The sequence below is a fragment of the Knoellia sp. p5-6-4 genome (assembly GCF_029222705.1).
Lineage (GTDB): Bacteria > Actinomycetota > Actinomycetes > Actinomycetales > Dermatophilaceae > Pedococcus_A.
The window spans coordinates 258,253-274,053 of the sequence record NZ_JARGZF010000001.1 but is presented as its reverse complement, the minus strand read 5'-3'; the positions used below and the strand labels follow the sequence as shown (position 1 = coordinate 274,053).

12 protein-coding genes are annotated in these 15,801 nt (G+C 70.9%); 3 read left to right on the top strand and 9 right to left on the bottom strand.

Annotation, left to right across the window (positions count from 1 at the left end; genetic code table 11):
* Positions 1 to 21: 21 nt before the first annotated feature.
* Positions 22 to 243 (bottom strand): hypothetical protein, encoded by a 222-nt coding sequence (locus P2F65_RS01315; protein WP_275803384.1) that lies wholly within the window; start codon positions 241 to 243, stop codon positions 22 to 24.
* Positions 244 to 710: 467 nt separating this feature from the next.
* On the opposite strand from P2F65_RS01315, the gene P2F65_RS01310 reads away from it, so the two are divergent.
* The 3 genes from P2F65_RS01310 (at position 711) to P2F65_RS01300 (ending at position 6,055) form a co-directional block, all read left to right on the top strand.
* Complete coding sequence (locus P2F65_RS01310; protein WP_275803382.1) at positions 711 to 2,864, top strand: DNA topoisomerase IV subunit B; 2,154 nt, start codon at positions 711 to 713, stop codon at positions 2,862 to 2,864.
* Positions 2,865 to 3,022: 158 nt separating this feature from the next.
* Complete coding sequence (locus P2F65_RS01305) at positions 3,023 to 4,459, top strand: APC family permease (protein WP_275803380.1); 1,437 nt, start codon at positions 3,023 to 3,025, stop codon at positions 4,457 to 4,459.
* Complete coding sequence (locus P2F65_RS01300) at positions 4,460 to 6,055, top strand: alpha-amylase family glycosyl hydrolase (RefSeq protein WP_275803378.1); 1,596 nt, start codon at positions 4,460 to 4,462, stop codon at positions 6,053 to 6,055. It abuts the gene before it with no gap.
* On the opposite strand, the gene P2F65_RS01295 is transcribed toward P2F65_RS01300, so the two are convergent.
* From P2F65_RS01295 to P2F65_RS01260, 8 genes are all read right to left on the bottom strand, one after another.
* Positions 6,052 to 7,068 (bottom strand): LacI family DNA-binding transcriptional regulator, encoded by a 1,017-nt coding sequence (locus P2F65_RS01295; RefSeq protein WP_275803376.1) that lies wholly within the window; start codon positions 7,066 to 7,068, stop codon positions 6,052 to 6,054. The two genes, P2F65_RS01300 and P2F65_RS01295, sit on opposite strands and share 4 nt — an antisense overlap.
* Positions 7,069 to 7,104: 36 nt before the next feature.
* The gene (locus P2F65_RS01290) at positions 7,105 to 8,049 is read right to left on the bottom strand and encodes a carbohydrate ABC transporter permease (RefSeq protein WP_275803374.1); all 945 of its coding nucleotides are present in this window, start codon (positions 8,047 to 8,049) and stop codon (positions 7,105 to 7,107) included.
* On the bottom strand, positions 8,050 to 9,006 hold the full coding sequence (locus tag P2F65_RS01285; protein WP_275803372.1) for a sugar ABC transporter permease: 957 nt from the start codon (positions 9,004 to 9,006) through the stop codon (positions 8,050 to 8,052). It lies immediately after the preceding gene.
* Between the two features lie 79 nt (positions 9,007 to 9,085).
* The gene (locus tag P2F65_RS01280; RefSeq protein WP_275803370.1) at positions 9,086 to 10,462 is read right to left on the bottom strand and encodes an ABC transporter substrate-binding protein; all 1,377 of its coding nucleotides are present in this window, start codon (positions 10,460 to 10,462) and stop codon (positions 9,086 to 9,088) included.
* Positions 10,463 to 10,602: 140 nt separating this feature from the next.
* Complete coding sequence (locus P2F65_RS01275; protein WP_275803369.1) at positions 10,603 to 11,568, bottom strand: sucrase ferredoxin; 966 nt, start codon at positions 11,566 to 11,568, stop codon at positions 10,603 to 10,605.
* A complete protein-coding gene (locus P2F65_RS01270; protein WP_275803367.1) occupies positions 11,565 to 14,072 on the bottom strand; it encodes a DNA topoisomerase IV subunit A in 2,508 nt (835 codons plus the stop codon). The genes P2F65_RS01275 and P2F65_RS01270 overlap by 4 nt, the downstream gene beginning before the upstream one ends.
* Positions 14,073 to 14,123: 51 nt before the next feature.
* Positions 14,124 to 14,747, bottom strand: a complete 624-nt coding sequence (locus P2F65_RS01265) for a nitroreductase family protein (RefSeq protein WP_275803365.1) — start codon at positions 14,745 to 14,747, stop codon at positions 14,124 to 14,126.
* A gap of 36 nt (positions 14,748 to 14,783) precedes the next feature.
* A complete protein-coding gene (locus tag P2F65_RS01260; protein ID WP_275803363.1) occupies positions 14,784 to 15,704 on the bottom strand; it encodes a polysaccharide deacetylase family protein in 921 nt (306 codons plus the stop codon).
* Positions 15,705 to 15,801: the final 97 nt, after the last annotated feature.

Genomic DNA, 15,801 nt, shown 5'->3' with positions numbered 1-15,801 from the left:
GGTGTCAGCCACCGGTGAGCGTCAGCGCTCGTCGACCGGAGCGGACTCCGGGGTCTCGTTGAGCCGGTCGGACTCGTCGTGGATCTCTGCGACGTCGCGCAGCTTCGGCAGGTGCTCGCGGCCGTGGTGGGCGCAGAAGAGGAGCTCGCCACCGGTGTAGAGGCGGGCGCGCACGTAGGCCTGGGCGCCGCAGCGGTCGCAGCGGTCAGCCGCGGTCAGGGAGGGTGCCAGTGCAGTGGTCACGTCAGCCTTCTCTCGTCAGTGGGTCCGCGATGTGCTCGGTGCGGACCGGTTGTACTTCCGTTGACGTCTGTTGCCTTGACGTCCGTCGCCGCGTTGGGGTTGAGCCCGAGGTCGAGCCCGCTGCCGTCCCGGCGCTGGATGTAACAGTCAAGCATGGACAATCCTTCCCACCTCGCATTGGCCCGCGATGTGGTCTGCGTCATGTCGCGCTGTTCGGGCCAAGGGGCCTGCCCGAACAGGCGATGAAGCCGCCGGGCGAGTGGCCTACGCCGCTGCCCGAGACCATGGTCTCGACTTCATGAGGTGTTCGGTGCAGACCACCGCCCCGGTTCGGTGGGCACAAAGGCCCCTTCCCCGCACAGGCGGCCGCGTGCCTGCGCGGACCACCTCGGCCGCCGGGATAGCCTGCCCTCACCGGCCGGCGCCTGCGCGCGGGCCGCCGCAGTTCGTGAGCAGAAGGGACCACCGTGGCCACCGCCACCGCCACCACCGCGAAGAAGGCCGCGACGAGCAAGTCCTCGTCCGACTACAGCGCCCACCACCTGCAGGTCCTCGAGGGCCTCGAGGCCGTGCGCAAGCGCCCCGGCATGTACATCGGCTCTACCGACAGCCGCGGCCTCATGCACTGCCTGTGGGAGATCATCGACAACGCGGTCGACGAGGCGCTGGCCGGAGAGTGCGACCGCATCGAGGTCATCCTCTACAAGGACGGCTCGGTCGAGGTCCGCGACAACGGCCGCGGCATCCCCGTCGACATCGAGCCTCGCACCGGCCTGACCGGTGTCGAGGTCGTCTTCACCAAGCTGCACGCCGGTGGCAAGTTCGGCGGCGGCTCCTACACCGCCTCCGGTGGGCTGCACGGCGTCGGCGCCTCCGTCGTCAACGCGCTGTCCGCCCGCCTCGACGTCGAGGTCGACCGCGGCGGCAAGACCTACGCGATGAGCTTCCGCCGGGGCGAGCCGGGCTACTTCCCCGACGTGGCGACGGGGGAGAAGGCCCCCGACCACGAGTTCACGCCCTACGAGCGCTCCAGCGAGCTCGCCGTGGTGGGCAAGGCCAAGCGCGGGGTCACCGGCACCCGGGTGCGCTACTGGGCCGACCACCAGATCTTCCTCAAGGACGCCCGCTTCGACTACGACCAGCTCATCGGGCGCGCCCGGCAGACCTCCTTCCTGGTCCCGGGGCTCACCCTGGTCATTCGCGACGAGCGCGGCCTTCCCGGCACCTCGGGCGAGGACGGCGCCCATGAGGAGACCTTCGTCCACGACGGCGGCATCAGCGAGTTCGCCGAGTTCCTCGCCACCGACCCGCCGGTCACCGACGTCTGGCGGCTGCAGGGCAGCGGCACCTTCACCGAGACCGTCCCGGTGCTCGACGGCAAGGGGCACATGACCCCGACCGAGGTCGAGCGCGAGTGCGGCGTCGACATCGCGGTGCGCTGGGGCACGGGCTACGACGCCAAGCTCAGCTCTTTCGTCAACATCATCGCCACCCCCAAGGGCGGCACCCACGTCGCCGGCTTCGAGCAGGCCCTGCTCAAGGTCTTCCGCAAGCAGCTCGAGGTCAACTCGCGCCGTCTCAAGGTCGGCGGCGACAAGCCCGAGAAGGACGACGTGCTGGCCGGCCTCACCGCGGTCGTGACCGTGCGCCTGGCCGAGCCGCAGTTCGAGGGCCAGACCAAGGAGGTGCTCGGCACCAACGCCGTGCGCGCCATCGTCGCGAAGGTCGTCGAGAAGGAGCTCACCGCGCTGCTCACCTCGACCAAGCGCGGCGAGAAGGCTCAGGCGGCCCTGCTGCTCGAGAAGGTCGTCGCGGAGATGAAGTCGCGCATCAGCGCGCGGCTGCACAAGGAGACCCAGCGCCGCAAGAACGCCCTCGAGAGCTCGTCGCTGCCGGCGAAGCTGGCCGACTGCCGCAGCACCGACGTCGAGAAGTCCGAGCTGTTCATCGTCGAGGGGGACAGCGCCCTCGGCACCGCCAAGCTGGCCCGCTCCAGCGACCACCAGGCGCTGCTGCCGATCCGCGGCAAGATCCTCAACGTCCAGAAGGCCTCGGTCACCGACATGCTCAAGAACGCCGAGTGTGCCGCGATCATCCAGGTCATCGGGGCCGGCTCGGGCCGCTCGTTCGACCTCGACGCCGCCCGCTACGGCAAGGTCATCATCATGACCGACGCCGACGTCGACGGCGCCCACATCCGCACGCTGCTGCTGACGCTGTTCTTCCGCTACATGCGCCCGCTGGTCGAGGCGGGCCGGGTCTACGCCGCCGTCCCGCCGCTGCACCGCATCGAGGTGGTGAACCCGGGCGCGAAGAAGAACGAGCTCATCTACACCTACTCCGAGGGCGAGATGCGCAAGACGGTCGCCTCCCTCAACAAGCGCGGCAAGAACATCAAGCAGCCCCTGCAGCGCTACAAGGGCCTCGGCGAGATGGACGCCGACCAGCTCGCCGAGACGACCATGGACCCGCGCCACCGCACCCTGCGCCGCGTGACCCTCAAGGACGCCGAGATCGCCGAGCGGATGTTCGACCTGCTCATGGGCAACGACGTCGGCCCCCGCAAGGACTTCATCATCGAGTCCGCGGCCGAGCTCGACCGCGAGCGCATCGACGCCTGACCCCTGCCTGGGTCCCGCCACCGCGCAGGGCCGGTATGCCGCGTGGGCGACCACGCGGCATACCGGCCCTTGCGCTGTGGTCCCAGCCGTTGCCGTCCCGGGGGTTGTGCGCCACTGTGGTGCCGACCGCCGGACCACCGCGCCCCCGAGGAGTCCCCATGAGCTCTCCAGCATCCGTCGAGACAGGCGAGGAACAGACCCAGCTGCGCCGGGTGATGGGCCCGAAGCTTCTCCTGCTCTTCATCGTCGGCGACATCCTCGGCACAGGCGTCTACGCCCTCACCGGCACGGTTGCCCAAGAGGTCGGTGGTGCGGCCTGGGCGCCCTTCCTGCTGGCCTTCGCCATCGCGATGGTCACGGCTTTCTCCTACCTCGAGCTCGTGACGAAGTACCCCCAGGCCGCCGGGGCCGCGCTCTACACGCACAAGGCCTTCGGCGTGCACTTCCTCACCTTCATGGTGGCCTTCACGGTCATGTGCTCGGGCATCACCAGCGCTTCGACGGCCTCCAAGGCGTTCGCCTCCAACCTCGCCAAGGGTTTCGGCCTCGACGACGGCAACACCACGATGGTGACCGCGATCGCCCTCGGCTTCATGACGCTGGTGGCCGCGGTCAACTTCCGGGGGGTGGGGGAGAGCGTCAAGGCCAACATCGTGCTGACCTGCGTCGAGCTCTCCGGTCTGCTGCTGGTCATCATGGTCGGCTTCTACGCGCTCTTCGCCGGCAAGACCGACTTCTCGCGCACGATGGTCTTCGAGAGTCCCGGGGACAAGAGCGTGTTCCTGGCCGTCACCGCCGCGACCTCGCTGGCGTTCTTCGCGATGGTCGGGTTCGAGGACTCCGTCAACATGGCCGAGGAGACCCACGACCCGGTCAAGAACTTCCCCAAGATGATGATCACCGGGATCGGCCTCACCGGCGTGGTCTACATCCTCGTCGCGCTCTTCGCGGTGGCGGTGGTGCCGGTCGGCGAGCTGGGGCAGAGCGACACCCCGCTCACCAAGGTCGTGGAGGTCGCGGCCCCCGCGGTGCCGATCGACACCCTCCTGCCCTTCATCTCGATGTTCGCCGTCGCCAACTCCGCGCTGATCAACATGCTGATGGCCAGCCGCCTGCTCTACGGCATGGCTCGTCAGGACGTCCTCCCGCCGGTGCTGGGGTGGGTGCACTCGACGCGCCAGACCCCCTGGACGGCCATCCTGTTCACCACCGCCATCGCCCTGGGGCTGATCGTGGTGGTGACCAACCTCGCCGACGATGCCGTCACCGCCCTCGGCGGCACCACGGCGCTGCTGCTGCTCGGGGTCTTCGCCATCGTCAACATCTCGGTCCTCGTGCTGCGCAAGGACGTCAAGGACCGCCCGCACTTCGTGGCGCCCACCGCGCTCCCCGTCGTCGGGGCGCTGGCCTGCGCGTTCTTCGTCACCCCGTGGACCGGCCGCGACACGATCCAGTACAAGATCGCCGCAGTGCTGCTCGCCATCGGGGTGGTTCTCTGGGCGCTGACCTGGATGGCCAACCGCGCCTTCTTCGCCAAGAAGACCTACATGCGCCACCCGGAGGACATCAGCGAGCGAGAGGGCGGCGTCAACTAGGTGGCCGGCGTCGACCTGCCGTGGTGGCGCCGCGGGGCGGTCTACCAGGTCTACCCCCGCTCCTTCGCCGACTCCGACGGCGACGGCGTGGGCGACCTCGAGGGCCTGCGACGCCGCCTGGACCACATCGCGAGCTTGGGGGCCGAGGCTCTCTGGCTCTCGCCGGTGTTCCCTTCGCCCATGGCGGACTTCGGCTACGACGTGAGCGACTACTGCGACATCGACCCGGTGTTCGGCTCCCTGGCCGACTTCGACCGGCTGGTCAGCGACGCCCACGCCCGGGGGCTGCGCGTGGTGCTCGACTGGGTGGCCAACCACACGTCGGAGGAGCACCCCTGGTTCAGGGAGTCCCGCTCCAGCCGGACGAACCCCAGGCGTGACTGGTACGTGTGGGCCGATCCTCGCCCCGACGGAGGGCCGCCGAACAACTGGGCGTCCGCGTTCCGCGCCGTCGGCCCGGCATGGACGCTGGACGAGGTCACCGGCCAGTACTACCTGCACTCGTTCGCCCCGCAGCAGCCCGACCTCAACTGGGACAACCCTGAGGTCGAGGCGGCGATGCACCAGACCGTGCGCTTCTGGCTCGACCGCGGGGTCGACGGGCTGCGCCTCGACGCCATCATCAAGGTGGCCAAGGACCCACAGCTGCGGGACACCCCGGCTGCAGCGGTCCCGCACCACGAGGACTGGGAGACGATCCACGACAGGTTGGCCCGGCTGCGCCAGGTGGTCGACGAGTACCCCGACCGGATGCTCGTGGGCGAGCTGTGGGCGAGGGACCTGCCACGGTTCGTCACCTTCCTCACCGGCACCGGCATGCACCTCGCGCACAACTTCGAGTTCGTCGAGCTTCCCTGGGACGCAGGCCGCTACCGCGAGTTCATCGACAGGTTCGAGGCACAGACGGGTGAGGTGCCCGACCTCTGGCCCTGCTGGTTCCTGGAGAACCACGACCTGCCGCGGATCGCCTCCCGTGTCGACGACGACGGCCTGGGGGCGGCCAGGGCCCGGGCGGTCCTGCTCATGGTGTACGCCCTGCGGGGTACGCCCTTCGTGTACCAGGGCCAGGAGCTGGGCCTGCCGGACGCAGAGATCCCCGCGGACCGGGTGGTCGACCTCGACGGTCGCGACCCGGAGCGCGCGCCGATCCCTTGGGAGCGACCCTCCGAGAGCGGGGCCGGAGCGGGGTTCACCACCGGCACACCGTGGCTGCCCCTGGTGGAACGGGCAGAGGACCTGTGCGTGGCCGCGCAGGAGGACGACCCGGCGTCGACGCTTCACCTCACCCGGCGGATCGCCCGACTGCGGGAGGGGTCAGCGGCCCTGCGCGAGGGACGGCAGCGCACGGTCGACGCGGGTGCACAGCTGCTGGCCTGGGTGCGAGAGGTCGACGGCGAGCGCGTCCTGGTCGTCGTGAACTTCGCGGCTGAGCCGCTCACCGCGGTGCTTCCCCCCAACCTGCAGGGCAGCGCACGACTGCTCCTGAGGACGGCCCCGGGCCGATCGCCCGGGGAGCTGTCCGAGCCGGCAGAGGTGAGCCTGGGCACCCTTCGGCTCGCCGCGGGGGAAGGCGTGGCGCTCCGACTTGCGCTCTAGTCGGACGAACGCGGGGGAGCGGTCGAGGCGCGCACGACGAGCTCCACGGGGAAGAGCGTGTCGGGGGGCAGGGGGCTGCCGTCGTCGAGCAGCCGGTGGATGAGGATCCTGCCCGCGCGCCGGCCGAGGGCGTCGACGTCCTGGCGCACCGTCGTGAGGTCGAGCACGTCGGCCAGCTCGTGGTCGTCGATGCCCACCACGCTGAGGTCCCGGGGGACCTCGAGCCCGAGCCGTCGGGCCAGCGCCATCACGCCGAAGGCCATCTCGTCCGACGCGGCGACCACCGCCGTCGGGCGGCGCTCGCCGGTGAGCAGGTCATGGGCGTCGCGCCGGGCCCCCGTCGCCGTCCAGTCCGACTCGATCACCCACGCGTCGGGGCAGGACAGGCCCCGGGCCGCCAGGGTGTCGAGGAACGCCATCCGGCGGTCCTGTGGGGTCTGGAGGTGGGCGCTCTGGGTGGGCACCGCCCCCACGTAGGCGACCTCGGTGTGCCCGAGGTCGAGCACGTGCTCGGTGGCGAGCGTCATGGCGGCCCGGTCGTCGATCCGCACGCACGGCCACGTGCCGACCACGTTGCCCACCGTCACGACCGGCAGGTCGAGGCGGTCGATCAGGGCCTGCTCCTGCTCGTCCATGGGGATGTTGAGCACGATGACGCCGTCGACCCGCTTCCACAGCATGCTCTGGGTCAGTCGCATCCGGCGGTCGAACGACTCGTCCTCGAGGTCGAACAGCAGGACGTGGTGGCCGTAGGAGCGCAGCGTCTTCTCGATGCCGCTGATGAGGGTCGAGAAGAACCACCGGGTCAGGAAGGGCGCCACCACGCCCACGACGCGGGTGCGTCCCGAGGCGAGGCTCGCCGCCGTTGGGGAGGCGACGTACTCCAGCTCCGCCGCGACCCGTCGCACGCGCGCCCGCGTCTCCGGGTTGACGCGGTCGAGCCCCCGCAGGGCGCGGGAGACCGTGGCCACCGAGACCCCGGCCGCCCGCGCCACATCGGTGATGGTGCTCATGAGGGCACCTCCTTGCGGCATCCCTGTGCCATGGCGTCAGCCCTTGAGGCCGCCGGCGAGCAGACCTCGGACGAAGTACCGCTGGAGCGCGAGGAACACGACCACCGGCACGACCATCGAGATGAAGGCACCGGCCGAGAGCAGGAACCACGCGTTGCCGCGGGTACCGGACAGCTCGGCCACCCGCACGGTCAGCGGCGCCACGTCGGGAGTACCGCCGAGGAACACCAGTGACACGAGCAGGTCGTTCCACACCCAGAGGAACTGGAAGATGCCGAACGCGGCGAGTGCCGGGGTGAGCAGCGGCAGCAGCAGCTGGAAGAACACCCGAACGTGGCCCGCACCGTCGACCCGCGCCGCCTCGAGCAGCTCCTTGGGGATCTCCTTCATGAAGTTGTGGATGAGGAAGGTGGCCAGGGGCAGCGCGAAGATCGTGTGCGAGAGCCAGACGCTCCAGTAGGTGTTGGCCAGGTCGAGGGTGTTGACGTAGATGTCGAGCAGCGGGATGAGGGCCACCTGCAGCGGGACGATCTGGAGGGCGAAGACCATGACGAACAGCGTGTTGCGCAGGGGGAAGTCCATCCACGCGAAGGCGTAGGCCGCCAGTGACGCGAGGAGCAGCGGGAGCAGCACGGCCGGGATGGTGATGACGAGGGTGTTGACGAAGTACTGCCCGAGTCCGGTCGTGCCCCCGGTCAGCGCCTCCTGGTAGTTGGCGGTCGTCAGCTCACCGGGGTCGGTGAAGACGGTCCACCAGCCCGATCGCTGGATGTCGATCTGGCGCCGGAAGGAGGTGATGAACAGGCCCAGCGTGGGAACGGTCCACAGCGCAGCGATGATGATCGCGACGAGGGAGGCCCAGGGCGAGGTGACCGCCCGGGCGGCGTTGCCGGCCGCGCTGCGCTGGCGCGGCCGCTTCGGCCGCGGCTGCGCGACGAGCTCCTCGGCGGTGGCGGTGGCTTGCGGGGTCGAGGTGCTCACTTACATGTCCTTCCGCAGCTGCACGACGTTGTAGGCGACGATCGGGATGACGAGGACGAACAGGATCACCGCGAAGGCGGCGCCGAGGCCGGACTGGTCGTACCGGAAGCTCTGGTTGTAGAACTCGTTGGCGATGACCGAGGTGTTGAACTGGCCGCCGGTCATGGTGCGCACGATGTCGAAGACCTTGAGCGTGCCGATGCCGATCGTGGTGAGGACGACGATGACCGCGGGCCGGATGCTCGGCAGGGTGACCCAGCGGAACATCTTGAAGCCCTCGACGCCGTCGAGCTTGGCCGCCTCGATGATGTCGTCGGGGATCGACTTGATCGCGGCCGAGAGCACGGTCATCGCGAAGCCGGCCTGGATCCAGACCATGATCGCGATGAGGAACAGGGTGTTCCAGGGGTCGCCCAGCAGGAACTGGTAGGTGTCGAGCCCGAGCTCCTTGAGGATGGCGTTGAAGACGCCGATCTGCGGCCGGGGGGTGGGCCGGTACTCGTACATGAACTTCCAGATGATCGACGCCGCCACCATCGAGATCGCCATCGGCAGGAAGATCAGGGCCTTGGCGAACGCCTCGACCCGCGCCCGGTCGATGAGGATCGCGTACGCGAGGCCGATCGCCGTCGCCAGGAACGGCACGAGGACCACCCACACCGCGGTGTTGCGCAGGACGATGAGCAGCTCGGGCTTGGTGAAGATGTCCATGTAGTTCCGCAGGCCCACCGACTCCGTGCCCGCTGAGTTCTGGAACGACGCGATGATGGTGAGGATGGCCGGGTACAGCAGGCCCACGGCCAGGAACAGCAGGGCGGGACCGACGAAGGACACCGCCTGGACGCGCTCGCCGCGACGACCGGCGAAGCGCGAGGCGATGAACAGGATCCCGCCGAAGACCACGATGAACAGGCCGAGGGCGACGAACATCTGGGTGAACTTCTCGGGCGTCGTCACGGGCACACCTCCTTCACGATGCGCTCGTGGGCGGGGGCGGTGACCCCACCCCCGCCCACGAGCAGCGAACTGCGGACTGTTACGACTTCGGCCAGGAGCCTTCGATGAAGTCGAGCGTGGACTTGGTGTCCTTGCCGACGATCCAGTCGGTCATGCCCTTCCAGAAGGTGCCGGCACCCACGGCGCCCGGCATGAGGTCGGAGCCGTCGAAGCGGAACTCGGCCTTCGGGTCCTGCAGGATCTCGGCCGACAGCTTGTCCACCGGGTTCTTCAGCAGGTTGGCGTCGGCCTCCTTGTTGGCCGTGACGCAGCCACCGGTGCCACAGGTCTTGTAGCGCTCGTTGGCCCACTCGACGGACGAGAGGTAGGCCTGGAAGGCCTTGACCTCGGGCCGGTCGGCGAAGGCCGCTACGAACTCGCCACCACCGAGGACCGGCTTGCCCTTGGCCTCGTCAACCGCCGGGAGGTAGAAGGCCCAGACGTCGCCGTCCTCGGCGACCTTGGTGCCCTCGGGCCAGTTGGCCGCGTAGAACGAGGCCTGGCGGTGCATGTAGCAGGAGCCGTCGAGGATCGGCTGCCCGGCGTCCTGGAAGGTGGTCGAGGCGATCGTCTTGACGTCACCGAGACCGCCGTTGACGTACTTCGGGTCCTTCAGGATGGCGCCGGCCTTGTCGAGTGCCTCGGCGACCTTGGGGTCGTTGAAGGGGATCTCGTGGTTGACCCACTGGTCGTAGGTCTCCGGGCCGGCCGTGCGCAGCAGCACGTCCTCGAGCCAGTCGGTGGCCGGCCAGCCGGTGGCGTCGCCCGAGCCGATGCCGGCGCACCACGGCTTGGCGTCGGGGTTGTCCGCGGCGATCTTGGAGGTCAGCTGCATCATCTCGTCCCAGGTCTTCGGCACCGTGTAGCCGGCGTCCGAGAACATGCTGGGGGAGTACCACACGAACGACTTGACGTTCGCGCCGAGCGGGGCGGCGTAGAACTTGCCGTCGACGGTGCCGTAGGCCTTCCAGTCCTCGCCGAAGAACTTGTCGACGTTGGTGGCGACCTCGGCCGGGGCCTCCTTGACCTTGCCCGTGGCCACGAGGGTCCGCAGCAGACCGGGCTGCGGCACGTAGGCGATGTCCGGCGCGTTGCCACCGCGGACGCGCACCGGCAGCTGTGCCTCGAACTCCTTGGAGCCCTCGTACTTGATGGTGGCCCCGGTGCACTGCTCGAACGGCTTGTACGAGTTCTGGTGGGGCTCGTCCTCGGGGGCCACGATCGAGGTGTACACCGTCACCGTCTTGCCCTTCAGGTCGCCGTACTGCTTGTACGCCGCGCAGTCCTGCGTCGTGCCGCCGCCAGCAGTGCTGCCCCCGCCGCCGTCGTCCCCGCCGCCACAGGCAGCGGCCGTCAGTGACACCGCTGCGATGCCGGCCAGGGCCGCGAGGCGACCCTTGTTCATCTGGTGGGCCATGCCCGCCTCCATTTCGCGTCCTGCCGAGGCGGGATTGGCCTCGGCACTGAGGTTGACCGCCCCCAATAAAAACGCTTTCACCACAGGGCCGCAACGGCGTTGTGCAAGCGTTTGGATAACGTTCTGGTAACCGCAGGACGTCACAGCAGGCGGAGCAGCCACTCCTGCGCCGGGATTGCCCGCTTACCGCATGATTCGGCGAGGTCGACTCCTGCCGCTGAGCGCTGGGCCAGCACCGTCCACACCCGCCCGTCGACGTGCCGCACCACGACGCGCGCGCCCTCCTCGGACGTCTCCTCGACCTCGGTGGCCAGGGCCGTCAGCGAGGTCTCGCCGAGCAGCTCCCGCACGAACGACTCGGCGGCCTGGGCCTCGGCGGGAAGGGCGCTGCGGCCACGGTCGTGCCGCGGCCCGAGGACCCACGGCGGCAGGTGCCCGCGGTCGGCGGCGTCCAGCACCTGCGCGCACCGCGCTCCGTCGAGCCGGGCCAGGGCCACGCCGTGCGGCAGCAGCACCCCGGTGGGGGCGAACCGGTGGCCGCCGGTGTGCGAGCTCTCCCAGACCCGCTGGGGCGCCAGCGCGGCGGCCTCGATCGCGACCGGCCGGCCGCGGACGGCGCAGCAGACATCCCGGCGTCCGTTCGTGCACACCAGCAGCACCGGGTCGGCGGGCTCGGCGCCGGGAACGCTCGCCGTGACACCAGCCCGGTCGCCCCGCGCCAGCGCGTCGAGGTCGACGGCCAGCAGGTCGTCCAGGCTCACGCCGTGGGCCACCAGCAGCCACGGTGCGGGCCCGGAGAACGCCAGGTATGCCGTGCGACCGCCCCCGTGGCGGGGGTCCGGGTGGCGACCGGGTCGCCGCAGGAGGGCCAGCCGGCCGCCCCGCCGGGCGCACTCCTCGTCGAGCCGGCGGCCGGTCTCCGCGGGCAGGTGCGACTCGGTGGCGGCCACCCGGCCCCACGGCCCCTCCTGCTCCAGCGCCAGCCAGAACCCCGCCCTGGCCGCGGTGCCGTGGGCGCTCAGCGAGGTCCGGTCGAAGCCGACCGAGCAGGCGTCAGGGGCGCTCGACCCGTGGCCGGCGGACACCTCGGGGCGGGGTCCGGTCACCCCTCGGTCGCGGGGTCCGCAGCCGCGGGTGCCGCAGCGGGCTGGCCCGCACCCGGGACCGGACCCGCGATCCGGGCGATGGCCGCCGACGCCGGAGTGCCGGAGCCGTCGCGCCGGCCCGTGGGTGCGGGGAGCTCGAGGGCCACGCCGTTGGCGCCTGCGGCCCGCGCCGGCGTGGCGCCGGCCCAGGCGAGCACCAGGGTGTCCTCGCCCTTGAGGAAGCGGTGGCAGCGCACGCCACCGGTGGCGCGCCCCTTGGCCGGGTACTCGGCATACGGGGTCACCTTGAGCGAGCCGGCCTCGGTGCCCGGGAGGGCACCCGAGGAGCCGGAGGAGGTGACGACCACGGCGTCGGAGCCGGGGTCGACCGCGCCGAAGAAGGCGACCTGCTGGCCGGCGGCGACCTTGATGCCGGCGATGCCGCCACCGCCACGGCCCTGCGGTCGGACCGCGCCTGCGGGGAAGCGCAGCAGCTGGGCGTCGGTGGTGATGAAGACCAGGTCCTCCTCGCCGGTGCGCAGCTGGACGGCGCCGACGACGCTGTCGCCGTCCCTGAGCCCGATGATGTCGAAGTCGGTCCTGCCCGGGTAGTCGGCGGTGACCCGCTTGACGACCCCCGACGCGGTGCCCAGCGCGACGCCGCCGGCCTCGGGGTCGAGGGAGACGATGGTGAGCGGCTCCTCCCCGGCGGGCAGGTCGACGTAGGCGGCCAGCGGCGCCCCGCCGGAGAGGCTGGGGGAGCCGTTGGTGGGCGGCAGCGTCGGCAGCTCGAGCGCCGACAGGCGCACCATCCGGCCGCGGGAGGTGACCAGGCCGACCTCGCCGCGAGCGGTGGTGCGAACCGCGCCGACGATGACGTCGTGCTTGCTCCGCCCGCCCTCGGCGGGGATGGGGTCGGCGCTGGTCGTGCGCGCCATCAGGCCGGTGGACGACAGCAGCACCCAGCAGGGGTCGTCGGCCACCTCGAGCGGGGTGGCGGCGCTGACCGGGCTGCCGGCCGACTCGAGCAGCACGGTGCGGCGCGGCGTGCCGTGGGCCTTGGCCACGTCGGCCAGCTCGGTGGAGACCAGCTTCAGGAGCAGCTTCTCGTCGCCCAGGAGCGCCTCGAGCTCCTCGATCTGACGCTCGAGCTCGCTCTTCTCGTTCTCGAGCTCGATGCGCGAGAACTTGGTCAGGCGGCGCAGCTGCAGGTCGAGGATGTAGGTGGCCTGCGGGTCGGAGAGGTCGAAGACGTCCATGAGGCGGGCCTTGGCGGTGCCGGCGTCGTCGGAGGTGCGGATGACCTGGATGACCTCGTCGATGTCGAGGATCGCGATGAGCAGGCCCTCGACGAGGTGCAGGCGGTCCTTGCGCTTGCCGAGGCGGAACTCGCTGCGCCGGCGCACCACGTCGGTGCGGAAGTCGACGTAGACGCGCAGCAGCTCCTTGAGGCCCAGGGTGCGGGGCTGGCCGTCGACGAGGGTGACGTTGTTGATGGCGAAGTTGTCCTCCATCGGCGTCAGCTTGTAGAGCTGCTCGAGGACCGCCTCGGGGTTGAAGCCGTTCTTGACCTCGATGACCAGGCGCAGGCCGTGCTTGCGGTCGGTGAGGTCCTTGACGTCCGAGATGCCCTGCAGCTTCTTGGACTGGACGTTGTCCTTGATCTTCTCGATGACCTTCTCAGGGCCGACGAGGTAGGGCAGCTCGGTGACGACGATGCCCATCTTGCGCGGCGTGATCTTCTCGATCCGGGTGGTCGCCCGGGTGCGGAACGAGCCGCGGCCGGTGAGGTAGGCGTCGCGGATGCCGTCGAGGCCCACGATCTTGCCGCCCGCGGGCAGGTCCGGGCCCGGGACGAACTTCATGAGGTCGTCGAGCGAGCAGCTCGGGTGGGCGATGAGGTGGCGGGCGGCGCCGATGACCTCGACGAGGTTGTGCGGGGCCATGTTGGTGGCCATGCCCACGGCGATGCCGCTGGCGCCGTTGACGAGCAGGTTCGGGAACGCGGCCGGCAGCACCTCGGGCTGGAGCAGCTGGTCGTCGTAGTTGGGGATGAAGTCGACGGTGTCCTCGTCGAGGCCGGTCGTCATGAGCAGGGCCGCCGGCGCCAGGCGGGCCTCGGTGTAGCGGCTGGCCGCGGGGCCGTCGTCGAGGGAGCCGAAGTTGCCGTGGCCGTCGACGAGCGGGAGCCGCATGGTGAACGGCTGCGCCATGCGCACGAGGGCGTCGTAGATCGCCGAGTCGCCGTGCGGGTGGTACTTGCCCATCACGTCGCCGACGACGCGGGAGGACTTCACGTGGCCGCGCTCGGGCCGCAGGCCCATCTCGGCCATCGAGTAGAGGATGCGCCGCTGCACCGGCTTGAGGCCGTCGCGGGCGTCCGGCAGCGCGCGGGAGTAGATGACCGAGTAGGCGTACTCCAGGAACGCCCCCTGCATCTCCTCCTCGACGTCGATGTCGACGATCTTCTCGGCGTAGTCCGCGCTGTCTCCGGCGTCCTGGGGGGCGGTTGTGCGGCGGGCCATGCGTGGTGCGTCTCCTGCGGCGGGGATGGGGGTGGAACACCCCATCATCACCTACGCGTGGTGCAGCCCCGGAGCCGACTCGCCGTAGGTGCCCCAGTGCACGGCGTCCTCGAGCGTCCGCCGGCCCCGCTTCAGGCTCGGGCTGGTGACCCGCCGGGCCTCGTGGCCGAGGGCGACCACCCCCACGATGCGGTGGGAGCGGGGTATGCCGAGGGCACGCCGGACCTCGTCGTGGGTGCCGGCGGGCACGCCGAAGAACAGGGCGCCCAGCCCGTGGTCCACGGCGGAGAGCAGCATGAGCAGGGCCGCCATGCCGGTGTCGACGTCCCAGTAGGGGATCGGCCACCGGGCGAGGTCGCGGTCGGTCCAGCCCTTGTCGGGCTCGGCGTAGCGGTCGAGGTAGGCCTCGGGGTTGGAGCAGCAGACGATGAGGGTGGGGGCCGCGCTGACGCCGAGCAGCCAGGCGTCCGGTTCACGGTCGGCCGTGGCGGCCCAGAAGTGCTGTCGCGCCTCGGGCGTGTCCAGGACGACGAAGTCCCACCCCTGGGTGTGGCCGGCGCTGGGCGCGCGCAGCGCGGCAGCCAGGACCTTCCGCACGGTGTTGTGGTCGATGGGCCGGTCAGGGTCGAAGCGCCGGACCATCCGTCGGCGCCGCACCACTTCGCTGAACTCCACGGCGTCATTCTCCTCTCCCACGTCCCGAGCGACTGCTCACCGCAGCGCCGCCAGGGTCGTGAAGCCGTAGCCCGCCTGGCGGTAGCCGGCGATGATGCGGGGCAGGGCGCTCGCGTCGAGCGTCGTCCCGTCGTCCGGGTTGGCGCCGACGTGCAGGAGCACCACCTGCCCCGGCGACATCCCGCCCAGCACCCGGGCGACGACCCCGTCGACGGTCATGCCGCCGGAGGTCCCCTTCCAGCCGAGCGAGTCGGTGGTCCAGCCGACGGCGGCGTAGCCGTCGGCGTTGACGAGGGCCAGGGCATGGGCGTCCCACGCGCCGAACGGGAAACGGAAGTACGGGCGGGGGTCCGGCGCGCCGGCGCGGAGGATGGCGGCCCGGGTGGTGGCAAGCTCCTGACGGACCGCGGCGTCCGTGGCCTCGGTGAGGTCCGGGTGGCTCCAGGTGTGGTTGCCGACCGGCCCCAGGACCGCCATCTGGCCCACCACCGCCGGGTTGGCGCTCGCGAAGGCGCCGGTGACGAAGAACGACGCGGGCACCCCCTGCGCGCGCAGGGTCGCCAGGATCGACGCGGCGCCCTGGCTGCCGGCGCCGCCGTCGAAGGTGAGCGCGACGACCCGCCGGGAGGTGGGCAGCGCGGCGACCACCCGGCCGCGCAGGGCGCTGGGCAGCGCGGTGGACGCGCTGGTCCGCGGTGCCGGGGGCGTGGTGCTGGGGGTCGGGGCCTGTGGGGGCCGCGGGGGACGGGGCGCACCCGTGGTCCGGGTGGTCGACGGGGCGCTGGTGGACCCTGTGGGCCGCGTGGGGCTCGATGCCGTGGGCCTGGGGGCCCCTGCCGACGTGGTCGACGGGGACGCGGTGGTCGGTGCCGCCGGTGCCGGGCTCGGAGCCTGCCCCCCGCATGCCGCGAGCACCAGCAGCGCGGTCGCTGCCGGTGCCGACCACCACGTCCTCACGGACCCATGCTGGTTCACAAGCCGCGGGCGGGGGCAGAGGCCAAGGTCCCCGGGCACGACAGGTCGCCGGTGCGCCCACGGCATACGGGGGACGCCG